The organism is Rhizohabitans arisaemae, from assembly GCF_025996515.1.
GTDB classification, from domain to species: domain Bacteria; phylum Actinomycetota; class Actinomycetes; order Streptosporangiales; family Streptosporangiaceae; genus Rhizohabitans; species Rhizohabitans arisaemae.
Genome location: NZ_BLRH01000009.1, coordinates 623,559 through 645,381, shown reverse-complemented (window position 1 = coordinate 645,381; position 21,823 = coordinate 623,559). Strand labels below are relative to the sequence as shown.

Annotated in this window: 21 protein-coding genes and 2 CRISPR repeat arrays (1 of these 23 running past the window's edge); of the genes, 14 read left to right on the top strand and 7 right to left on the bottom strand. The window is 68.0% G+C overall.

The features are described 5' to 3' along the window. Nucleotides 1–49 precede the first annotated feature (49 nt). From RUR_RS03780 to RUR_RS03770, 3 genes are all read left to right on the top strand, one after another. Nucleotides 50–1,165: an epoxide hydrolase family protein gene (locus RUR_RS03780; protein WP_283133437.1), complete on the top strand. Its 1,116-nt coding sequence runs from the start codon at nucleotides 50–52 to the stop codon at nucleotides 1,163–1,165. Between the two features lie 396 nt (nucleotides 1,166–1,561). After that, nucleotides 1,562–3,895, top strand: coding sequence for a hypothetical protein (locus tag RUR_RS03775; protein ID WP_283133436.1), 2,334 nt, complete (start codon nucleotides 1,562–1,564; stop codon nucleotides 3,893–3,895). A 360-nt stretch (nucleotides 3,896–4,255) separates the two neighbouring features. Continuing rightward, complete coding sequence (locus tag RUR_RS03770) at nucleotides 4,256–7,045, top strand: HNH endonuclease signature motif containing protein (RefSeq protein ID WP_283133435.1); 2,790 nt, start codon at nucleotides 4,256–4,258, stop codon at nucleotides 7,043–7,045. A gap of 521 nt (nucleotides 7,046–7,566) precedes the next feature. On the opposite strand, the gene RUR_RS03765 is transcribed toward RUR_RS03770, so the two are convergent. From RUR_RS03765 to RUR_RS03745, 5 genes are all read right to left on the bottom strand, one after another. Beyond that, nucleotides 7,567–8,448 (bottom strand): ABC transporter ATP-binding protein, encoded by an 882-nt coding sequence (locus RUR_RS03765; protein WP_283133434.1) that lies wholly within the window; start codon nucleotides 8,446–8,448, stop codon nucleotides 7,567–7,569. A 1-nt stretch (nucleotide 8,449) separates the two neighbouring features. Further along, nucleotides 8,450–9,250 (bottom strand): hypothetical protein, encoded by an 801-nt coding sequence (locus RUR_RS03760; protein ID WP_283133433.1) that lies wholly within the window; start codon nucleotides 9,248–9,250, stop codon nucleotides 8,450–8,452. Next, nucleotides 9,247–9,948: a hypothetical protein gene (locus RUR_RS03755; protein WP_283133432.1), complete on the bottom strand. Its 702-nt coding sequence runs from the start codon at nucleotides 9,946–9,948 to the stop codon at nucleotides 9,247–9,249. Before RUR_RS03755 ends, RUR_RS03760 begins: the two co-directional genes overlap by 4 nt. Beyond that, nucleotides 9,945–10,556 carry a hypothetical protein gene (locus RUR_RS03750; RefSeq protein WP_283133431.1) on the bottom strand — a complete coding sequence of 204 codons (612 nt, stop codon included), beginning with the start codon at nucleotides 10,554–10,556 and terminating at the stop codon, nucleotides 9,945–9,947. The genes RUR_RS03755 and RUR_RS03750 overlap by 4 nt, the downstream gene beginning before the upstream one ends. Before the next feature lie 121 nt (nucleotides 10,557–10,677). Next, nucleotides 10,678–11,235 carry an RNA polymerase sigma factor gene (locus RUR_RS03745; RefSeq protein ID WP_283133430.1) on the bottom strand — a complete coding sequence of 186 codons (558 nt, stop codon included), beginning with the start codon at nucleotides 11,233–11,235 and terminating at the stop codon, nucleotides 10,678–10,680. A 539-nt stretch (nucleotides 11,236–11,774) separates the two neighbouring features. Between RUR_RS03745 and RUR_RS03740 the strand changes: the two genes are divergently transcribed. Then, entirely contained in the window at nucleotides 11,775–12,260 is a 486-nt protein-coding gene (locus tag RUR_RS03740) for a hypothetical protein (protein WP_283133429.1), read from the top strand. A gap of 153 nt (nucleotides 12,261–12,413) precedes the next feature. On the opposite strand, the gene RUR_RS03735 is transcribed toward RUR_RS03740, so the two are convergent. Continuing rightward, nucleotides 12,414–13,289, bottom strand: a complete 876-nt coding sequence (locus tag RUR_RS03735; RefSeq protein WP_283133428.1) for an NAD(P)-dependent oxidoreductase — start codon at nucleotides 13,287–13,289, stop codon at nucleotides 12,414–12,416. 120 nt (nucleotides 13,290–13,409) lie between these two features. Between RUR_RS03735 and RUR_RS03730 the strand changes: the two genes are divergently transcribed. Next, entirely contained in the window at nucleotides 13,410–13,778 is a 369-nt protein-coding gene (locus RUR_RS03730) for a winged helix-turn-helix transcriptional regulator (RefSeq protein ID WP_283133427.1), read from the top strand. A gap of 196 nt (nucleotides 13,779–13,974) precedes the next feature. Here the strand turns inward: RUR_RS03730 and RUR_RS03725 are convergent, their stop codons facing one another. Further along, entirely contained in the window at nucleotides 13,975–15,441 is a 1,467-nt protein-coding gene (locus tag RUR_RS03725) for a sialidase family protein (RefSeq protein WP_283133426.1), read from the bottom strand. Between the two features lie 151 nt (nucleotides 15,442–15,592). Here RUR_RS03725 and RUR_RS03720 point away from each other — a divergent pair, with 151 nt between their 5' ends. From RUR_RS03720 to RUR_RS03680, 9 genes are all read left to right on the top strand, one after another. Beyond that, nucleotides 15,593–15,922 carry a TcmI family type II polyketide cyclase gene (locus RUR_RS03720; protein WP_283133425.1) on the top strand — a complete coding sequence of 110 codons (330 nt, stop codon included), beginning with the start codon at nucleotides 15,593–15,595 and terminating at the stop codon, nucleotides 15,920–15,922. Beyond that, nucleotides 15,915–16,352 carry a cupin domain-containing protein gene (locus RUR_RS03715; RefSeq protein WP_283133424.1) on the top strand — a complete coding sequence of 146 codons (438 nt, stop codon included), beginning with the start codon at nucleotides 15,915–15,917 and terminating at the stop codon, nucleotides 16,350–16,352. The genes RUR_RS03720 and RUR_RS03715 overlap by 8 nt, the downstream gene beginning before the upstream one ends. After that, a complete protein-coding gene (locus tag RUR_RS03710; RefSeq protein ID WP_283133423.1) occupies nucleotides 16,349–17,602 on the top strand; it encodes a beta-ketoacyl-[acyl-carrier-protein] synthase family protein in 1,254 nt (417 codons plus the stop codon). The genes RUR_RS03715 and RUR_RS03710 overlap by 4 nt, the downstream gene beginning before the upstream one ends. Nucleotides 17,603–17,628: 26 nt before the next feature. After that, nucleotides 17,629–17,886, top strand: a complete 258-nt coding sequence (locus RUR_RS03705) for an acyl carrier protein (RefSeq protein ID WP_283133422.1) — start codon at nucleotides 17,629–17,631, stop codon at nucleotides 17,884–17,886. A 190-nt stretch (nucleotides 17,887–18,076) separates the two neighbouring features. After that, nucleotides 18,077–18,538, top strand: coding sequence for an SRPBCC family protein (locus tag RUR_RS03700; protein ID WP_283133421.1), 462 nt, complete (start codon nucleotides 18,077–18,079; stop codon nucleotides 18,536–18,538). A gap of 6 nt (nucleotides 18,539–18,544) precedes the next feature. Further along, a complete protein-coding gene (locus tag RUR_RS03695) occupies nucleotides 18,545–19,006 on the top strand; it encodes an anthrone oxygenase family protein (protein WP_283133420.1) in 462 nt (153 codons plus the stop codon). Between the two features lie 11 nt (nucleotides 19,007–19,017). Next, nucleotides 19,018–19,740 carry an SDR family NAD(P)-dependent oxidoreductase gene (locus RUR_RS03690; protein ID WP_283133419.1) on the top strand — a complete coding sequence of 241 codons (723 nt, stop codon included), beginning with the start codon at nucleotides 19,018–19,020 and terminating at the stop codon, nucleotides 19,738–19,740. Next, the gene (locus tag RUR_RS03685) at nucleotides 19,740–20,051 is read left to right on the top strand and encodes an antibiotic biosynthesis monooxygenase family protein (RefSeq protein ID WP_283133418.1); all 312 of its coding nucleotides are present in this window, start codon (nucleotides 19,740–19,742) and stop codon (nucleotides 20,049–20,051) included. Before RUR_RS03690 ends, RUR_RS03685 begins: the two co-directional genes overlap by 1 nt. Further along, complete coding sequence (locus RUR_RS03680) at nucleotides 20,048–20,359, top strand: antibiotic biosynthesis monooxygenase family protein (RefSeq protein ID WP_283133417.1); 312 nt, start codon at nucleotides 20,048–20,050, stop codon at nucleotides 20,357–20,359. Before RUR_RS03685 ends, RUR_RS03680 begins: the two co-directional genes overlap by 4 nt. Nucleotides 20,360–20,546: 187 nt before the next feature. Further along, nucleotides 20,547–21,428: direct repeats of the CRISPR family, unit length 28 nt; unit sequence GGACCATCCCCGCGGGTGCGGGGCCGAC. A gap of 78 nt (nucleotides 21,429–21,506) precedes the next feature. Then, a CRISPR array of direct repeats spans nucleotides 21,507–21,823; the repeat unit is 28 nt; unit sequence GGACCATCCCCGCGGGTGCGGGGCCGAC; it runs 5,261 nt beyond the window's last position.

Sequence of the window (21,823 nt, the reverse complement as noted above, 5' to 3'; positions counted from 1 at the left end):
AGTGTCGGAGGCGACGCACCGCACATAGGCATCACCTGTGAGGACACCTGTGAACACCGACATCCGTCCCTTCCGCCTCGACATCCCCCAGACCGACCTGGACGACCTGCGCGAGCGGCTGAGCCGTACCCGCTGGCCCCACCAACTCCCCGGCGAGGGCTGGAGCCGCGGCGTGCCGGTCGCCTACCTCAAGGAACTGGCTGACTATTGGCGCGACGGCTACGACTGGCGGGCGCAGGAGGCGCGGCTGAACGAGTTCCCGCAGTTCATGACGGAGATCGACGGCCTGGATGTGCACTTCCTCCACGTGCGCTCCGCCGTACCGGACGCCCTGCCGCTGCTGCTCACCCATGGCTGGCCGAACTCGTTCGTCGAGTTCACCGAGCTCGTCGGCCGCCTCACCGCACCCGCCGACCCCGCACGGGCCTTCCATGTGATCGTGCCCTCCGTGCCGGGCTACGGCTTCTCCGAGCCTGCTCGCGAGGAGGGACTCACCGTCGCCGGCGTCGCCCGGATGTGGGCCGAGCTGATGCGCCGCCTCGGCTACGGGAAGTACGGCGTGCAGGGCGGTGACCTCGGCGCCTACGTCACCCCCGAGGTGGCGAAGGCCGACCCCGGGCACGTCGTCGGCGTGCACATCACCGGCGGCATCGGCTTTCCCACCGAGAAGGACGTGCCCGACCTCACGCCCGAGGAACTCCAGGTCTACGAGATGATGCAGCAGTGGATGGGCGGCGTCGACCACCACGCCCTCCTGCGGGCCGCGCCCCAGACCTTCTCCTACGGGTGGAACGACTCGCCGGTCGCGCAGCTCGCATGGATGATGCAGAAGTTCAGGGAGTTCTCGGTCACCGAGGACCTGCCGGAGGAGGTCATCGACCGGGACCTGATCCTGACCAACGTCATGATCTACTGGCTGACCGGCACCTCGGGCACCTCCTCCTGGCCGATGTTCAACTCCACCGAGTTCGGCTGGCCCGTCGGCCAGCCGGCGGTCCCGACCGGCGTCTACAGCGGCGAGGGCGCCATCCGCCGTCTCGCCGACCGCCACAACACCATCGTCCACTGGCCCGAGAGCAACCCCGGCAGCCACCACTTCCTCGCCATGTCGGACCCCGACGCCCTCGCGGCCGACATCGCGGACTTCTTCGCCAAGGTGAGGTGAGCGCCATTACGGGTGCAGGTCGCCCTGACCCCCGTTCCTCCGGAGATCAGGGCGACCTGTCGTTCACTTGACGGCCGTTGAGCTGCGACGTTCTCGCTAGTCGGCTGTACGGCGCGGCAGCCGTACGGAGACTCATGGCATGGCGGAGGGGTGGGGATCGGCAGCCGATCCGGACCAATAGGGAGAAGTCCATGCGTATGCCATCGAGGTGGGGCAAGCTGGGTCCGTAGTGGGTCGGTGACCGAACGGTGTGTCCGGAGGAGTCCGCCACTCCCACCGGACACCGTCGGCCTGTACCTGAAACGGAACGGTATGCATGCACCCACTTCACCCGCTTCGTCGTCCTCGGGCGTATCCGTATCCCCCGACCCGAGCCAGGTACACACCACGGCCGAGTTGACGGTGGCGCTTAGGGATTTGAAGGGCGGTCGTTCGTATGCGACTTTAGACAGGGCGGTACGGCCGGAGCGGCTGCCGAGCAGTACTCTGGCCGACCTGCTGAACATTGGCCGCTGCACCGTCGAGACGTTCGAGCTGTTCCTACGCGCCTGCGACGTCCCGCGCGACCAGTGGCAGTGCTGGCAGGCTGCCCGGGATCGAGCGTCGGTGGCTTCACCTGGGTTGAATGGATTGACCAGAGTCACCCAGACCGATCCACGGAGACTGGGCGTTCACGCCGCGATCGACGCCCCCGGAGCGGTCGGCGACCTGCCGGTCTACGTCCCACGGGACACCGACACCGATCCGCGCGGTGTCCGCGCCCTGATCAGCCGGGCCGCTGAGCGCGGCGGCATGGTCGTACTGGTCGGCGACTCGTCGGTGGGCAAGACTCGCAGCGCCTACGAGGCGATCCATGCGCTGCTGCCCGAGTGGTGGCTGCTGCACCCTGCCGACCCCACCCAGATCCGTCAGGCTGCAGCGACACCCCCGCCTCGGCTGGTGGTGTGGCTTGATGAGCTACAGAACCACTTCGGCGGGCAGAGTGGGCTTGACGCCCCCACCGTCCGGGCCCTCCTGCAGGCCGGTGCGGTGCTGGTCGCCACGCTCTGGCCCAACCGCCACGCCGCTTACACGGCCTTACCCGCAGTGGGCCAGGCAGATACGTATCGAACTGAACGAGAAGCACTGGGGTTGGCCGATGTCGTCCATCTGGGTTCGAGTCTCAGCCCGGCTGAACAGGGCCGAGCCCGTGCTGTGGCAGGCGGAGACCCGCGAATCGAACTGGCGCTGCAGTCAGGAGACTACGGAATGACCCAGGTCATCGCCGCAGCCCCGCAACTCGTCAGCCGCTGGCGTGGCGCCGACCCCTATGCCGCCGCTGTCCTCAACGCCGCAATCGACGCCACTCGCCTTGGCGTCGAGTCGCCGCTAAGCGCGGACCTTCTTCAGGCAGCGGCACCGGGATACTGCGATGCGCGACAGCGGGCATCCGCTCCGGCCAACTGGTTCGAGGCGGGGATGGCCTATGTCACCGAATTACTGCATGGTGCCACAGCGGCACTGGCCCCAGTCGCCGCCCCTGGTGCCATGGGGAAGACCGCCGGATATGTGGTTGCCGACTATCTCCGGCAGCATGCTGGACGTCAACGCCGAACCGTCAAAGTGCCCGCCACCGTTTGGCAAGCCTTGTGCGATTATCCGATCAGTCCCGCAGATCGATTTCGCACCGGTCGGGCCGCGATGGACAGGCTCCTGTACTGCTACGCCGAACCACTACTCATGCAGGCTCTCGATGCCGGTGCTGACTCTGCTGCTCTCCCGTTGACCGATCTACTGGAGGATCAGGGCCGGGTGGAAGAGGCGATCAAGGTTCTCCGGGTTCCTGCGAATCGCGGTGACCGGTTTGCAGCTGACAGGTTGGTGGATTTATTGGTGGGGCATGGCAGCGTGGAGGCAGCTATTGGATTTCTGCGGGTTCGTGCGGATTGTGGTGATGGATTCGCTGCATTGGGATTGGCATGGCTATTACAGGGGCAGGGGCAGATTGAGGAGGCTTTGAATATTCTACGAATTCTCGCGGATGGTGGAGACCGGTTTTCTGTTGATTTTTTGGCGGAGCTTCTATGGAAGCATGGTTTGGTGGATGAGTTGCGGGTTCGTGCGGACGCCGGTGACAAGTCGTCTGCTTTTCAGTTGGCAGATCAAGGGCTTGAGAAGGACAGAATGCAGGCCATGCGGGTTCTCGCGAATGATGGGCACGAGCCTGCCGCAGTGAGGTTGGCGGAGCTGTTGGTTGAGCATGACTTGGTGGATGAGTTGCGGGTTCGTGCGGATACTGGTGATAGGCCTGCTAAATTGCGATTGTCAAAGCTGTTGAGGAAGCATGGTTTGGCGGATGAGTTGCGGGTTCGTGCGGATCGTGGTGATGGGCCTGCTGCTGCTCAATTGGCGGAGCTGTTGGTTGAGCATGGCTTAGTGGGTGAGCTGCGGGTTCGTTCGGATGCTGGGAACGTGTTTGCGGCTTGGCAGTTGGCGGAGCTATTGGTGGAGCAGGGTCGAACAGATGAGGCTATTGAGGTCTGGAGAGTACATGCGGATGTCGGCGAGGGGCTTGCGGTTGAGCGGTTGGCGGACCTGCTGAGGGAGCAGGGGCGGGAAGATGAGCTGCGAGCTTGTACCGAGATCGGCTACCGGCACGCTGCCGGTGAGTTGATCAACCTTATGGAGGATCAAGGGCGGGTGGAGGAAGTGGAGCGGCTTCGGCGGTTCGGGCTTTCGTTGGAGGAGTAAGGACTGGGTGGTTCACGGGAATTACTCGGGTGGTATAGAGCGCTGCGGTGGTTCTTTCGGCGCTAGATCGTGAAGGCGGCTGGGCAGACTAATGGCCGTGTAGGAAGTTCCCTTGGTGGGCGATGTTCTTGTAGTCATCAAAATCGGGCGTGGGGAAATGGCTTAGAAGAGTAGCGTTCTCCGTCTAGCGGTGAGGGAATTGTCTAATCATTCATCCGCTAGATGGCGTGTGGCACTCATATGGGTTCTGTGAGCCTTGGTGGGATTTGTATCGTTATCAGGCTGGCGTTTTGGTAAGTGGTTTGTTGGGGTGCGGATTCGGCTCGGGAATTGTCGGTGGCGGGTGGCAGGGTGGGTGTCGTGAGCGTTCCCGTGACCCAGCAGGTGCCCGCCGGGCTGGCGCAGATGCCGCCCGGCCCGGAGCTCGCCCTGGTGCTGTCGCGGATCGACGAGGCCGCGGTGTCGGCGGCGGACGCGGTCGAGGTGCTGAAGGCCTGGCACCGGCAGCGCGCCCACGACGAGGCGCGCTTCATGGCCGTGACGGTGGAGGTGGGTCTGCGTTCCCCCGGCCCGGATTCGCGGGTGTGCCGGATGGAGGCGCCGGACGAGTTCTCCGCCGACGAGCTTCGCCCGGCGCTGGCCTGGTCCCGCGGCCGGGCCTCGTCCCGTCTTTCCGAGGCGTGGGATCTGATGTCGCGGCTGCCGATGGTGCACGCGGCGCTGGAGCGGGGTGTGATCGACGAGGTCAAGGCCCGGGCGTTCGCCTCCTGGACGCGGGGGCTGACCGTCGATCAGGCCCGGTCGGTGTGCGGGCGGCTGCTGGCGGTGGCCGGGGTGCTTACGGTGGGCGAGCTGATCGAGGCGATCAGGCGGGCCGCGCTGATGATCGATCCGGGGTGGGCGGACCGCCGGTACGCGGCGGGGGTGCGGGAGCGCCGGGTGGTGGGGTCGCGCAACCCGGACGGGACGGCGAACCTTTCGGGGCTGGACCAGCCGCTGGACCGGGTGGCCGCCGCCTGCAACCGGGTGGACGCGCTGGCACGCCGGGCGAAGGCGGCGGGGGACCGCCGGCTGACCCGGCACGTCCGGTCCGAGCTGTTCCTGGGCCTGTTGGACGGGGGTTTCCAGGGTTGGACCGAGGAGGAGATCGTCGCCTTCCTGGTCGGCCAGTCCCGGGCCGCTCGGATGGAGGCCGAAGGCGGTGCAGGGCCGGAGTCCGCGCCGCTCCTTGGGGCGGACTCGCCGTCAGGTGGAGGTGGTGCTCGTCGGTGGCCTGATGCCGGGGGGCTGGACCGGCCGGAGCCCGGTGGGGTCTCCGGAGCGCCCGCAAGGTCGGATGGTCTGAACGCATCTGAGGTCTCGGGTGGAGTCGGCGGGCAGGGTGCATCCGGTCTGAACGGGTTCGAAGCAGGTACGGGCGACGCCCGGGGCAACCGCCGTGCGGTGGTTGTCGGGAAGGGCGGTTCAGCCGGCCACGATGATGCCGGAGGGCGCGACGGTTCGAGGTCGCCGGCGGGAGCACGAGGAACGCTCGATTCCCAGTCAGGTGTGACTCGGGGAGGCCGCGGTTCCGGCCCTGTTGAATCGGCCGACAGGGGAACCGAACCCGGAGACGGTACGGGCGTGGCCCTGGTTGAGCCGGGTGGTGTCCACCTGGACGCGGGCAGGGGGAAGCACGGTGGTGCTGAACTCGGCATCGTTGCTCGGAGGGACTCACTCTCGGGGGATGGTGGGGAGCGACGTCACGAGGGTGCCGGTGAGTCGGCTTGGCTGGGTGAAGCCGGATCGTCGAGCATGACTGAAGGGGTAAGGAGCCCAGGTGAAGTTCCCCGGGCCGAGGTCCCCGGCGATATCGCCACCGCTGGTCGGCAGGCTGGTGAGAGCGGACCAGCCACCGGCGGTCAAAGCGGGAGTCCACAGCGGTGGGCGGCGGGTGAACTCCGGGTCGAGGTGACCACGCTGCTTGGTTTGGACGAGCATCCGGGTGAGCTGGCCGGGTGGGGGCCGATTTCTCCGGGGCTGGCTCGGCAAATCGCCCATCGGCAAGGCGACGCCATTTGGCGGTGGGTGCTCACCGACGAGGAAGGCCGCCTGGCCGGCTGCGGGGTCACCCGTCACCGCCCCGCGGCCGGTGGCGAGGGGCAGTCCGTACCTGCGAACGGCATAAGCGCCGACATCGCAAGACGGATCGACGACAAGTCTCGTCAGACTTTGATCGGAACCTCTGCGGCGAGTGCCGGAGCATGCACCTCTGAAGCCGTGCCCGTTTCTGGGGCTGAGCGGCGAACAGAACGGCCTGATGCTGGGAGCACAGCTCTGAACAGCTTGGACGGTGGGAAGCGGAAGGAGACCGGCGCTGCGGTCAAGGGTCCGGCGGACAACGCAGCCCGATCCGAAACAAAGATCACGAACTCCGTCAGAGCCCGGGGCATCGTCGAGATCCAGATCGCTGCGGCCGACCTGCCCCGGCTCACCGGCCTGCCCGGGCTCCCGGACGGCTGGCGAAAGATCCTCGGCGACATCGCGCGCCGGGTCTCCAACCGCACGAACTCCCCGCCGGGTAGCCAGGCTCCTGGAAACCAGGACCCGAAACGCGGTCCCACCCCCAAGGAGCCCGGCAAGCCACCGGCCGCCGCGCACCGCTTGGACGATCGCCCCGGCACAGCTGACCCCGGTGACGATCTCGGGCGCAGGCTCCCCGGTGCCGCGCTGCGCCGTTACGTCCAGGTGCGTGACCGGGTCTGTACCGCGCCCGGCTGTCAGGTTCCGGCATCGCGCACCGACCAGGACCACATCCGCGAGTGGGGTAAGGACGGGCCGACCGTCGCCGCCAACCTGCACAGCGTCTGCCGCCACGACCACCGGCTCCGCCACGAGGGAGGCTGGCGGGTCGCGATGACCCCGGCCGGCGCCGTCGTCTGGATCACCCGCCTGAGCCAGGTCTGCCCGGTCTCCCCGCCGCCGGCCGTGGTCCCGCTCCCCGACCCTGCACCCTGTAGGGCCGACCCACCGGACTATCCGATTCGGGACGATGACACCCCGACCTTCACCTCCTTCGCAGCGCATCGGGGCTCTGCGGCTGCTGGGGCGTCGTGGCTTACATCGGCGGATGGCGTCGGCGTTGACGACCTGGAGATACCACCCTTCTAGGGCATGTATCGGGAGTGGATCCGCGACATGAGGCGATCTTGATTCGGCATACGCCGATGGATCACACCGGGGCGCCGTGGCGGGACGTGGTACAGACCCCTGAGGCTTGGTGTACGCGCCAGGCGACCTCAGCACCGAGCGGGACGGCCACGCCTCGGGTACTCGGTCGCGGCTGTCGACGAGTGGCTACGACGCGCAGGTCACCGCTGTGGCAAGGCAGTTCATAGCGGCTGACCCAGGGTTCCGGCGCTTGCTGCGACACACCTGATCATGAAGAACGTGCTGGCGGGCGGGGGAGGTGGAGTGATTGCGGCGGTTTGGGCTGTCGCTGGAGGAGCGACGGAGCAGCGGTCCACGGCGCTGACCAGGACACCGTGGACCGCTATGAGTGTTGTGCTCGCGTGCTGGACCGACTACCGAAGGGATCCCGCCTGGCCGCGGGGCGGCAGCCCTACCGGGCCTCACCGCGATGTAAGCGGTGACCGGTTGGGTGGGCGCGGTCGTCGTACAGGGTGCCGGGGTCAGACCGGGTGGGTGAGGCGGTCGGATTCCATAAGGGCGAGGTAGCCGTCTTCGAGGCCCGGGTCGGTGGGGCGGGCGGTGGGGTCGGGTGGGGAGGCGGCGATCACACGGTAGCGGACGCCGGTGCCTTCGGGGAGGGCGGAGACGACCCTGCCCCAGGTGGGGGCGGGACCGGAGGTGGTCACCGTCCAGACCTGGTGGGCGGCGCGGGAGACAAGCGCGCCGACGTCGCCGTGGAAGACGAGGCGACCCTTGGCGAGTACGGCGAGGGATCGGCAGGTTTGGGCGACGTCGTCGACGATGTGGGTGCTGAGCAGGACGGTACGGTCGCCGGCGAGCTGGGAGAGAAGGTTGCGGAACCGGATGCGTTCCTCGGGGTCGAGGCCGGTGGTGGGTTCGTCGACGACGAGGAGCCGGGGGTCGGTGAGGAGGGCTTGGGCGATGCCGACCCGCTGGACCATACCGCCGGAGAACCCTTTGAGTTTGCGGTCGGCTTCCTCGGTCAACGCGACGACTTCGAGGAGTTCGTTGATTCTGCGGCGGCGTTCGGTGCGGGAGTCGAGGCCTTTGAGCAGGGCGATGTAGTCGAGGAAACGGCGTGCGGTGAGGTCGGGGTAGACGCCGAGGTTTTGCGGAAGGTAGCCGAGGGTCCGCTGGACGGCGAGCTTACCTTCGCCGCTGGCGATGTCGTGCCCGCCGATTCGGACGGTGCCGGAGGTGGGCTTGATGAGTCCGACGAGGATGCGCATCAGGGTGGTTTTGCCGGCCCCGTTGGAGCCGAGTAGTCCGTACATGCCGGTGGGGATGTCGAGGTTGAGCCCCCTCAGCGCGTGAACGTTGCCCTTGTAGGTTTTCGTCAGGTCGGTGAGTTCGATGCGCATGTCAGGTTGCTTTCCGGGCGAGATGGAGTCGGGCGAGGGCGAGTACGGCTACCGCGAGCGCGAGCATGGTGCCGAGCCACAGGAAGGCGACGGTGGGGCTCGCCACGGGGCGGAGGAAGTTGAGCGCCGCGCCGGGGTAGGGGCCGTAGGGGATCACGTTCGGGTCCCGCTCCGGACTCAGGAGGCCGAACTCCATGTAGCCGCCGGTGGCGTCGAAGATGGAACCGGAGATGGTCGGCATCATGGCCGGATAGATGAGGTTGCCCCAGAACCAGTAGACGACGAAGAGGACCCGGAAGATCATCGGCGAAATGAGCAGTGGCCCCGTGAGGGTGAGCGCGCCGATGAAGATCAATCCTGGCGTGATGGTGAGGAGGAAGGTCGTCGAAGCCCAGCCGAGTGCGGTCGGCTCCCCTTCGGCAACGGCGAAGACGATCGCACGGCCGAAGAAGACGAGTGCGATGGGCGCCGCGGTGGCGGCGCAGACACCGAGGTACTTGCCGATGAGCCGGCTGCCTTGCCCGGTGGGGGTGGTGTCCAGGACGCCCGCGACGCCGAGGCGGGTGTCCCGGACGAGGCGATCGGCGACCATGCATCCGTAGGCGACGGGCATGAGCGCGCCGACCATGGTGCCGAGCGCCAGCATCGCCGTCTTCGGCTCGCCTTCGACCCCCCTCCCCAGGTAAAGGGTGAAGAAGCTCCGGTCGACGGCGACATACACGGTGAACACCAGAGCGTAGACGACCCACATGGCCCGGCTCCGCAGCTGCATGTGGAACTCGTACCGCATGGTCGCGATCATTCGGACCCACCGCCCTTGACCCACTCGGTGTCGCCGAGGAGGTACCACGCAACAGCCAGAAGCGGCAGCGCGGTGGCCAGCAGGGTGAAGCGGTTCCACAGCCAATCCTCGGGCACCGTGCCCCGTGTGGTGTCGAAAAGATAGAGCAGTCGGGTCACATGGTTCTCCTGGAGGATCGCGGTGGTCAGCTGCTGGAGGCCCCAGACGAACGCGACCACGGTGGTGGCGCCGGCCGTGCTCCGCAGGACGGCCGCGGCGAACAGGCCGAGGGCGGCCAGCCAGAGTGTGGGGGCGAGCCAGGTGAGCTGCCCGGTGAGACTCGCCGGGTAGTCGGGCGACAGGTTCCGCCACCCTGCGGCGAGCAGCACCGCCGAACAGATCAGGGATGAACCGGCAACGGCGCCGAACGCGACGGTCAGCCGGCGTAGCACGGTCCCGCGGTATCGCCTGGGGAAGGTGAGCTGGAGTTCCAGCGCCCGGTCCTGGCCGAGCAGCGACGCCGCGGCCATCCCCGCCACCAGGGGGATCCCCATCTCCACGGCACCCAGGAGAAACCACTCGGTGACGCCGTCCCGGGTGCCGAGCTCGGTGCTGAAGACGGCGAACAGGCTGGTGAGCGTGGCGAGGATCGGGGCCGCCAGCAGCGCCGCGGGACCGGCCCGGCGGAGCTCGTGCGACCAGAGCGCGAGAGGTTTCATGATCGGTGAGTAGCGCGCCGACGTCGGATCGGTTCACCTCGGCCCGCGGCGATGATCGCCGCGGTGGTGAGAATGAGGGCGAGCGCGATCGTATGGGGGTCGGTCGTCCACAGGGTACGGATGCCATCAGGGACTGGCAGCTCCGTAAATGTCAGGACATAGCACCCCCACACCGCGACGGCGACGCTGATCGCACCCTCCGGATTCCACCACACCGAAAGCAGCAGACTCAGCCCCGCGAGGGCCGCCATCGGGCCGAACCAGGTTCCCACCAGCGGCCCCAAGTCGGCCACACCGAACCCGGACAGGACCATCGAGGCGAGCAGCGCGAGGACGAAGTCGTACCCGAACACCAGGGCGACCCGCGCCAGCAGGAGCACCCTGGGCGAGGTCGGCGTGACGGCGACCAGCTCGAACGCCGCATCCCGCTCCGGCCCGTAGGAACCGGCGATTCCGGTCGCGGCCAGGAGCGGGACAAGGAATGCCAGAACCAACTCGGTGTGCTCCTGGCTCGCCAGGACGAACACCACGCCCGTCACCATGATCAGCGCGGAGACCGGCCAGAACGCCGGGCGACGGTTCCTGGCTTCCGTGACCAGTAGGGCCAACGCCCGGTACGGCCATGGTCCGATTCTCGGCGGACCGTCGCTTAGGGCCGACCTCAGCAACACCGTACGGACCAGATCCGGGCCGGGTGCCGGCGGAATCCCGTCCCTGATTCCCGAAATTTCATGCCATTCGTTCATCTAGGCACCCCCTCAGCGTGGCGCGGGCATGATGCAGCCGGCTCTTGACCGTCCCGACCGGGATCCCGAGCACCTCGGCGATCTCCTGGTGACTCAGATCGTTGAGGAACGCGAGCACGACGACTTCCCGCTGCGGCAGCGGCAGCCGTACCAGCGCCGCCTGCACCCGATCCCCGGACACCGCCAGCTCCTCCGGCCCCGGCATCGGATCGAGATCGTCGTACGGCTCCGCCGCCACCGGCGGCGGCACCCCGCGCAACCGGTTGTGTGCCTGCCGCCGCGCCACCCCGAACAGCCAGGTACTCACGCTCGACCGCTTCTGAAAACTCCCCGCGGACCGCCACACCGCGAGCAGCGTGTCCTGCAAGATCTCCTCAGCGGTGCCGCGATCGCCGGACAAGCGGAACAGGAACGAGAAGAGCGGCCCGCCGTACCGTGCGTAGATCTCGTTCAGCGCGGTCGTGTCCCCCTGGGCCACGCGCGCGAGAAGCGACCCGTCGTCCTCCCGCGCCCGCCGCCGCACCCCGCCTCCCGCGTCCATGCCAGGTAGGTAGCGTCGTACGCCCTCCGGGGTTCAAACAAGTCGGGACGATGTGGGGTGGATCGCATTCTCTACGGGGAGGGCGCGTCGTCTGGGGGGTTCGTCTTGCGGGACCGTCCGTGTCTGTGCTCCTGCGAAATCCAGGCCTTTCCTCTGCGGCGATCCCTTCAAGAACATGCAGCGTGTCACGAATGCCTGCGAAGTCCGGCGTCACCTCGACTGAACCGCTCCGGCCTTCTTGGAGGTCCCAAAGCCAGCATGATCGTGATAGGGGAAGGGAGAATCACACGCGATGCCGGCACCCGGAAAGTACTCGCAGGAACTGCGTGAGCGCTGGAGTGGGAGGCGGCTGAACTGCGGCGGGCACCAAGTCAGCCGCCAACGAATGTTGTCGACTGCCGCACACGATGCGGCCGATGCCGGAACTCGGAAAGGGATCTGTGTTGAGACCCGCGGTAGGGGCACCACTAAGCCGGTGCGAGCAGTGCGGTGGATACGCCTACGGCGGGGCGCCGTCGTGTCCTGCGTGCCGGGACCTGGTGGACGGCATCGTGGAGGCGGAATGGCGATCCTTCCTACGCAGCTGGGATGTCGGTGGCGACCAGGAAACCATCCTCGCCGAACTGGTCGTGGATGAACCAAACCGACACGATTGGCGCGTGGTGGACGCGGCGCTGGACCGGCTGGTCTGCCCCGACTGCGGTGACCGGCTCAGCCGCGGCCCCACCGACTGCGCCGCCTGCAACCTGGCCCACGGCTTCCGCTACGTGGCGATCGAGACCGACCGGCCCGGTGTCCCGCCGGGCAACGAGCACGCGATCCGCGTCAACGTCTCGGTCGTTCGTCGGCCACAGATCACCTCGGAACAGGAAGTCCTCGCACGGCGCCTCGCGCTGCCCTTCTTCCTGATAGGACTCCTCCCGACCAGGCAGGAGGCCCAGCGGATGAGCGCGTTGATCAAGAGGAGCGCCCCGGGACAGGTTCGGCTTATTGAGCAGGCCATGGAGGAACTGTTCCTTGGCTGATTTGCCGAGTATGCCGCCTTGCCACGACGCGGTGGTTGTCCTACGACCGCTCGTGATACGTGTCATGTTCGAAAGCGAGTGAGGTGACGAGCACCGCCGGGGGTCAGCCTGGACCACCCACCGGCCGTTACTTCATCCCGTCCGGGTGAACTCCTAGCCCGGCTGCTTGATGCTTTCGATGATGCGGGCGAAGCCTTCCTTTCCGTGGCCCGCGTCGATCTGCCGCTGGATGAGCCGTTGCACCATTGAGACCACCTCGGTGCCGATGCCCTGGGCGGAACTGGCGGTCAGGAGGCCGTCGAGGTTGGAGAACTCCAGGCTCTGCTGCCCTTCGACGGTGTAGTCCCCGCCGTCGATGACCGCGGCGAACCCTTCGAAGGCGCCGGTCATGGCGGTCAGCCACGGTGCTGCCATGGTCGCGAACTCGCCCGCCGTCACGCCGGCCGGTGAGACCATGGCGGCGCCGTGCATGAATCCGGCGAACATCACGTACATGCCCGCGAGCAGGGCGAGGTCGTACAGAGACGCCAACCCGGCGTCCTCCCCGAAGTAGGTGGAGGTTCCCCACTGATCGAGGAGCGGCTTGTACCGATCGAAGACATCGGCCGATCCGCTGTAGAGGATCGACGCCCCAGGCCGGCCGATCATGTTCGGTACGGCCATGATGCCGCCGTCCAGGTACGCGACCCCGGCCTGGGCGGCCCAGGCGGCCAACTCTCGTGACTGAGCCGGAGACGTCGTGGTCACGTTGATCAGGGTCCGTCCGGCCAGTTCGGTGGAGAGCGGATCGAGCACCTCGTGGACCGAGGTGTGGTCCAGCAGGCATACGATCACCAGCCCGCCGGACCGGACCGCGTCACCGGCCGTCGCGGCGGCCTTGGCACCCTGCGCGACGAGGTCGTCCGCCTTCCCCGGTGTGCGGTTCCAGACCGTTGTCGTATATCCGGCTCTCACCAGGGCGCCTGCGAGGGCGCCACCCATCGCCCCCAGCCCGAGCACGCTCACCTGGACGTTGTTGTCGGTTGTCATTGTTGGGTTCCCCCTTGTGTCCATCGTTCGCCTGAATCCTCTCTGCTGCCCCTAAAGTTGACTAGTACGGACTAATTAGTCAGGTACTTACCTGTGGGTAAGTAAGCTTTGGAGGGGCGGATGGCGAAGTCAGCGCGACGTGGTCCCTACTTCTGCGGCATCGACGCGGCGATGGACGTGGTCACCGGCAAGTGGAAGTCGCTGATCCTCTGGGAGCTGCACCACCACGGGACCCGCCGGTTCGCCGAACTCCGACGCGGTCTGCCGGGGGTCAGCGAGAAGATGCTGATCCAGCATCTGCGGGAGATGGAGGAAGACGGGCTCGTGCATCGTGAGGTGTACCGCGAGGTGCCGCCGAAGGTCGAGTACTCCCTGACGGAGTACGGCGTTTCACTCAACGCGGTCTTGGCACCCTTGGGGGAATGGGGCACCGAGCGGATGCGGCGGATCGGGGCCGAGAAGGTCTCCGTCAACGCTGTCACGACATAGCGGCGACGACAGCGGGCGGGGCCGACCGGATCGTCGACGGGGCGCGCTGCGGACGCAGCACCACGAACCGGTCCCACAGTCCTGATGGCAGAACATATGGGCCTGTCGGCCGTACGGCATCAGCGAAGACGGGCCGCTCTCAAGAGCGGCCCGTCTGCCGATAGGCGATCTATGTGGTTGTTCACGGGTGTACGGGTCAGCGGCGGGGGCGGGCTCGGGTGAAGAAGATGTCCTGCTTGTTGTCGGCTTCGTCGGTGGTGGCGGTGAAGGCGGCCACGAAGTCGGTGGGGGTGTGGGTGAGGGAGTAGTAGCCGCCGAGGTAGGGGCCGCCGTACCACTGGATGGCGCGTTCGAGGTCGAAGGAGCCGGCCAGGTGCTGTTCCCGCCAGCCGGTGCGGGAGGTGGCGCAGTTCCGGCCTCGGCAGGTTGCCATCCACAGGTTGGTGGGGGTGCCGGCTTCGGGGGTGTTTTTGCGGAAGTCGAAGTAGGTGACGGCGACGGTGCCGTCGCGGCCCACGTCGACTTGGGGGAGGATGGCCTGGCCGTTGCCGCCCTTGGGGCTGTCGGGTGTCCGGTCGACGCGCATGGGGGCGCTCCAGCGGCGTCCGCCGTCGTACGAGGCGGAGATCCCGATCGCGCTCTTGCTGGTGGACAGGCCGTCTTCGCCCCAGACGACGTAGACGGCGCCGCTGCGGCGGTCGACCGCGATATCGGGGATCATGCCGGGTGCCGGGATCGTGCCGCCGGTGTCGGGGAGGACCGGCTGGTTGTACTTCTGCCGGGTGATGGTGACCGGCTCGGACCAGGTGACGCCGTGGTCGGTCGATCGAATGATCCGTACGTGCTCGGACAGGTCCTCGGTGGGCCAGGGCGGGCCGCCGATGGGGAACTCGTTCTCGGTGAACGCGTTGACCAGGGTCCCGCCGGGCAGGACGACGATCTGGTTGCCCAGGGTGGCCTGGCCCTTGGGGGTCGGCCGGTAGATCGGCTTGGCGGGTTCCCAGGTCCGGCCGCCGTCGGTGCTCCGGGCCAGCATCGTGTCGTGGTCGTCCGGCGGGATGTGGCGCCGGTTCCAGATCGCGTACACCAGGCGCGGGTTGTAGGGGTCCGCGGTGATCGACGGCTTGTCGTTCCAGGCCGTCTTGATGTCGTCGCGGATCAGCTCGGCGGCCTGGGTCCAGGTTTCGCCTCCGTCGGTGGACCTGGAGACCAGTACGGTCGACGCCCCGTCGGGCGCGGTGAAGGAGGCCGCGGTCGCGTACAGGACGCCGTCGGGGCCGAAGCTGACGAAGGGGCCGCCGCTGCGGTTGTGGGTGCCGCCGGAGCAGAGGGTGAACCCGGGGAGCACGGTGGGGCTCCAGTCCTCGCCGCCGTTCCGGCTCACCGCGGCCATGATGCCGCGCGCGTTGCCGGCCGCGCGCCGGTCCTGCTGCCAGACGGTGACCAGGTGCCGGGAGTTGCGCGGGTTGACGGCGATCCAGGGTTCGACCTCGCTGTTGGTGTCGAAGGTGTCGCCCGGGTGGTCGGTGGTGCATTCGGTGAAGGGGCTCGGGCCCGAGATCGGGGAGGGATCGCGGGTGTTCGCGTTGGCGGGGAACGGGATCGCGGCCGTGGCCAGCGCCGTTCCGAGCGCGATGAGCGTCATTGCCGGTCGTTTGCTCATGGTCATCACCTTCGGGCGGTCTGCTCGCGGGCTCCTTGACCGGAGCTTGAGCTTTCGGCGGGAGGGGCCGTCGGGCTCGATTGCGGCTCGACCGGGGTGCGACCCGACACGGAGAGTATCGGTTTCCCAGCACCGTTGACAGGAGAATCGCGTGCACCGGACGTTGATCGTCGCTCGGATGGAGCCGGGCAACGCGGACGCGGTGGCGAGCATTTTCGCCAAATCCGACGCCACCGAGCTGCCCCACATGATCGGAGTGTCGCGGCGGACGCTTTTCCGTTTCCACGACCTCTACTTCCACCTCGTCGAGGCGGACCAGGACATCACCCCGAATCTCTACAAAGCACGAAGTCATCCGCTTTATGACGAGATAAACAGTCAGCTCGCCCAGCAGGTGCGGCCCTACGACCCGAACTGGCGGGAACCGAAGGACGCCATGGCGACCCCCTTCTACGTCTGGGAAGCAGGAGACGATGCCTGAAACCCTCGATGTGATCAAGACCGTCTCCGCCGCCGACGTCGCGGTCAACCGCCGCCGAGGCGGGGAGATCCGCGTCGTGCTCAGCCCGAAGACGGCCGGCTCGACCTCCGGCTTCATGGGGGTGCTCGACCTCGCCCCCGGCGAGTACGTCTCCGAGCACTACCACCCCTACTCCGAGGAGTTCGTGCTCCTCGTCCGAGGATCCCTGCGCGTCCTCATCGACGGGGAACGCGAACTCCTGCTCGCCCCGGGCGACGGCGTGATGATCCCCAAGAACGTGCGGCACCGCGTCTCCAACCCCGGCGACGAACCCGCCCACGCGGTCTTCCACCTGTCCCCGCTCGCACCCAGGCCCGAACTCGGGCACGTCGACACCGAGGCGCCGCCGGCCGAGGGCGAGCCGCACCCGGAGGTGGGAGGCCACCGATGAGCGGACGCCGCGTCGTCATCACCGGGATCGGCGTCGTCGCACCGGGCGGGGTCGGGGCGAAGGCCTTCTGGGACCTGCTCACCGCGGGCCGTACCGCGACCAGGACGATCTCCCTGTTCAACCCCGAGGGCTTCCGCTCCCGGATCGCCGCGGAATGCGACTTCGACCCGGCCGCCGAAGGGCTCACCCCGCAGGAGATCCGCCGGATGGACCGGGCGGCCCAGTTCGGTGTGGTCAGTGCCCGCGAGGCGTTCGCCGACAGCGGTCTGGAGTTCGGCGACGTCGACCCGGCCAGGGTCGGGGTGAGCCTCGGCAGTGCCGTCGGCTGTACCACCGGCCTGGAGGACGAGTACATCGTGCTCAGCGACGGCGGCCGGAAGTGGAACGTCGACTGGCGGTACGGCGTGCCGCACCTGTACGGCTACATGGTGCCGAGCACGCTCGCCTGCGAGGTGGCCTGGGCCTGCCAGGCCGAGGGGCCGGTCTCGCTGATCTCGACGGGCTGCACGGCGGGGCTCGACTCGATGGGGTACGGCTTCCAGCTCATCCGGGAAGGCTCGGCCGACGTGGTGCTCGCGGGCGCCACCGACGCCCCGATCTCCCCGATCACCTCGGCCTGCTTCGACGCGATCAAGGCGACGTCGCCGAACAACGACGACCCCGAGCACGCCTCCAGGCCGTTCGACCGGAACCGGAACGGGTTCGTCCTCGGTGAGGGCTCCGCCGTGATGGTGCTGGAGGAGCGGGACGCCGCGGTGAAACGCGGCGCGCACATCTATGCGGAGATCGCCGGGTTCGCGAGCCGGAGCAACGCGTTCCACATGACCGGCCTCAAGCCGGACGGCCGGGAGATGGCCGAGGCGATCGAGGTGGCGATGCGCCAGGCCCGGGTCGTCCCGGACGACATCGACTACATCAACGCGCACGGCTCCGGCACCCGGCAGAACGACCGGCACGAGACCGCGGCCTTCAAGCGCAGCCTCGGCGACCGGGCGTACCGGGTGCCGGTCAGCTCGATCAAATCCATGATCGGGCACTCGCTGGGGGCGATCGGCTCCATCGAGGTGGCCGCCTGCGCGCTCGCACTGGAACACCAGGTGGTCCCGCCCACCGCGAACCTGCACACCCCTGACCCCGAATGCGACCTGGACTACGTGCCGCTGACGGCGCGCCAGGTGCGGATGGACCGGGTGCTCAGCGTCGGCAGCGGCTTCGGCGGGTTCCAGTCCGCCATGGTGCTGGCGCGCTGAGCGATCACAACTGCGATGGAGAGAACATGACAACCTTCACCTTGGGTGATGTCCGGCGGATCATGCGGCAGTGTGCCGGCGAGAGCGAGGTCGCAGACCTCGACGGGGAGATCCACGACATTCTCTTCGAGGATCTGGGATATGACTCGCTCGCCGTCCTGGAGATGGCCGCGCGGGTTCAGCAGGAGTACGGCGTACCCATGCCCGACGAAGCCGTCGACGAGATGAAAACCCCCGGCGAAGCCGTCGAATACATCAACAAGCGCATCGCCACCGCGGTCTGAAGCGGGCTCGACATAGGCAATTCAACATAGGCAGGACGCGGCTGGACCGACCGTTTGGTACGGCGTTCCGCCGGCTGCCGGGCCGGTACGGCGCGGACCGCGAAAGCCGTACCGGACACATGGCAGGTCAAGCCGCGTGCAGCGGCAGCATCGACGAATCACCCGAGACGGTGAAGGAGTGTGACACACGATGGCAGGGCACACCGAGAACGACGTGGTGATCGACGCCCCGCTCGACCTCGTCTGGGAGATGACCAACGACGTCGAGTCGTGGCCCTCCCTGTTCAGCGAGTACTCCGCCGCGGAGATCCTGGAGCGGCGCGGCGACACGGTCAGGTTCCGGCTCACCATGCACCCGGACGAGAACGGCACATCCTGGAGCTGGGTGTCCGAGCGGACCCCCGACCCGGTGACCCGGACGGTACGGGCACAGCGCGTCGAGCCGGGCAACTTCGAGTTCATGAAGATCTACTGGGAGTACCGTGAGACCGACGACGGCGTGCTCATGCGGTGGGTCCAGGACTTCCACATGAAGGAGAGCGCGCCGATCGACGACGAGGCCATGACCGAACGGCTCAACCGGAACACCAGGATCCAGATGGACCGGATCAAGGGGTTGGTGGAGGAGACCGCGCGGGCCCGGGTGGCCTGAGCCGCGATGATCGAGCTTCTCGTCTCGCTGGCGCTGCTCGGGAACGGGGTCACCTCGGGGATCATGCTCTCGACCGTGATGGGCATCGGGCCGCTGACCGTCGTGCAGTCCTATCGAAGCTACGTCGAGACGATTCAGTACTTGTGGCGACGCTACGACCCGTTCATGCCGATCGTCCACGGGCTCACCGTCGTGGCCGGCCTCGTCCTGACGGTCGTCGCCCCGGGACCGGCGGGACGGCTGCTGTTCGGCGCCGCCACCGCGGTGCTGGTGATCGTGATGGTGATCTCGGTGGTGAAGAACGTCCCGATCAACCGGTACGTCATGTCGCTCGACCCGGGCGCCGAGCCGCCGGACTGGGCCGAGCGTGACCCGCGGGCGCGCTGGGCGGGCTGGAACAGGTTCCGTACGGCGCTCGCACTCGCCGCCTTCGCCCTGAACACGGCCGGGGCCGTGGCACTCATCTAGCTGGAGAGAACATGAACCTCAAACTGGAAGGCAAGAAGGCCCTGGTCACCGGGGGAACCCGCGGGATCGGCCGGAGCATCGTGCTGGCGCTCGCCCACAGCGGCGTCAATGTGGTGACCTGCGCCCGGGGCGACGGCGAAGCCCTGGCCAGGGAACTCAAGGAGATCGGCGGCGACCACCACGTCGTCAAGGCCGACATGGGAGACCCCGAGGACGTCACCCGGCTGGTCGAGGAGTGCCGGACCCGGCTCGGCTCTCTCGACCTGGTCGTGCACAACGCCGGCGTGATCAGCCACATCCCGTTTCCGGAACTGCCCCTGGCCGAGTGGCACCGCGTGGTCAACACCAACCTCACCGGCGCCTACCTGCTGATTCAAGGCACACTCCCGCTGCTCGGCGCCGGATCGTCGATCGTTTTGATCGGCTCGCGGGTCGCCACCATCGGCATCCCGCTCCGGGCCCATTACACCGCGGCCAAAGCCGGACTGATCGGCTTGACCCGTTCCGCGGCCAAGGAACTCGGCCCCAAGGGCATCCGGGTCAACGTGATCGCCCCCGGCCCGGTGGAGACCGAGGCCGAGACCCCGCCGGAGGTCCGGGAGCGGTACCAGCGGATGATCCCGCTCGGCAGGCTCGGACAGGCGGATGAGATCGCCGGACCGGTGCTCTTCCTCGCCAGCGACCTGTCCACCTTCGTGACCGGCGAGACCATCCATGTGGACGGAGGAATCTGATGGCCTTTCGGGTGCTGCTCCGGATGAACATCCATCCGGGGATGGAAAGGGAGTTCGAGGAGACCTGGCTCCGGGTCGGCAAGGCGATCACCGACCATCCGGCCAACCTCGGGCAGTGGCTCTCCCGGAGTGAGGAAGAGGAACACGTCTACTACGTGATGAGCGACTGGGTCGACGAGCCGCGGTTCCGGGCGTTCGAGACGAGCGACGAGCACCTGGAGCACCGCACCAAGCTTCACCCCTATCGCTCGTCCGGCTCGATGACCACGATGAGCGTCGTCTACGCGATGACCGGAGCGGCGGGCGGATGATCGGTCGAGTCCGGGTACTCGTCTACGTGGCCGCCCCGGGGGATGACCCCGGGGCGGTCGAGCGGGCATACCACCAGGTCAGCGGCGCCCTGGCCGGCACGCCAGGCCTCCTGGGCAACGTCCTGCTCCGCGACGAAGGCGATAAATCCCGCTTTATCGTGATGAGCGAGTGGGAGAGCGCCGAAGCCTTCCAAACCTGGGAACGCGGCGCCGCCCACAAGGGCACCACCGCGCCCCTTCGCCCGTACCAAGACGTCGGCCGAAGCCCCGTCTTCGGCATCTACCAGGTAACCGCCGCCTACTCGTGATCGCCAGATGATGCCCTGGCCAGGTCCGGAAGGTAGCACCAGACCGCCCTCAGCCGCCAACCGAGGGACCATCCCCGCAGGTGCGGGGCCGACGGTTCGAGAACCAGACGCAGGAGGCGCAGGCGAGGACCATCCCCGCGGGTGCGGGGCCGACACCAGGGTGATCGCATCCCCTCCAATGTCGATCGGACCATCCCCGTGGGTGCGGGGCCGACTGATAGGCGGTGGAATGCTGATTGTGGTGGCCAGGACCATCCCCGCGAGTGCGGGGCCGACGGGGGCACCGAGGAGGACCTGGTCGCGCTCGGGGGACCATCCCCGCGGGTGCGGGGCCGACGCGTCGAACGTGTCGGTGGTACGGATCCAGTCGGGACCATCCCCGTGGGTGCGGGGCCGACGATGGCAGGCGCCGTCCAAGGCGAAGCTGAAGAGGACCATCCCCGCGGGTGCGGGGCCGACCCGCGGCGGCTCTGCCCGCTCGCGACGCCACCCGGATCATCCCCGCAGATGCGGGGCCGACCATGCCCGGACCTGAGGGCGTATGTACGGAGCCGGACCATCCCCGCGGGTGCGGGGCCGACGACGCCGGGGTCGCCGGGTCGAAGACCGTCGGAGGACCATCCCCGCGGGTGCGGGGCCGACCCCGGACTGGACGTCATCCCCGGAGGCGTCCGGGGACCATCCCCGCGGGTGCGGGGCCGACGCCCTACGGCGATGCCGTGCCGATCACGATCGAGGACCATCCCCGCGGGTGCGGGGCCGACGAGTAGTGACGGCAGCCGTCAGGCTGCTGGGCGGGACCATCCCCGCGGGTGCGGGGCCGACGTAAGACACTTGAACCCCGAGCGGCCAGAGAGCGGACCATCCCCGTGGGTGCGGGGCCGTCGCGCCGTCAGGCCGACAGTCTTGGAACCGGCGCGGACCATCCCCGCGGGTGCGGGGCCGACCAGCCCTGCCGTCACCAGGGTCGCCATCACCAGGGACCATCCCCGCGGGTGCGGGGCCGACGGTCCTACTCTGGTCCCCGCGCATGCGGGGAGAGGACCATCCCCGCGGGTGCGGGGCCGACGGCAACCCTCTCGTCATCGCCCAACACGGTCCGGGACCATCCCGACCTCACCCCGCCGCCCGGGGCCGAAGGGCCGCCGGGACCATCCCCGCGGGTGCGAGGCCGACGAGGTGGAACGCCAGGACGGGAGGACCACCCGCGGACCATCCCCGCGGGTGCGGGGCCGACGAGTTCCGAGGTGGGGGCCTGTCTCGGTACGGGACCATCCCCGCGGGTGCGGGGCCGACGAAGTCCAAGCTCGTCCACGGCCGCGCCACGGGGGACCATCCCCGCGGGTGCGGGGCCGACTTGGCCGTGACGCTGGTTTTCCCGACTCCGCCCGGACCATCCCCGCGGGTGCGGGGCCGACGCCGGGTCTGAGCCACCCAGGCATACGGGACGGGGACCATCCCCGC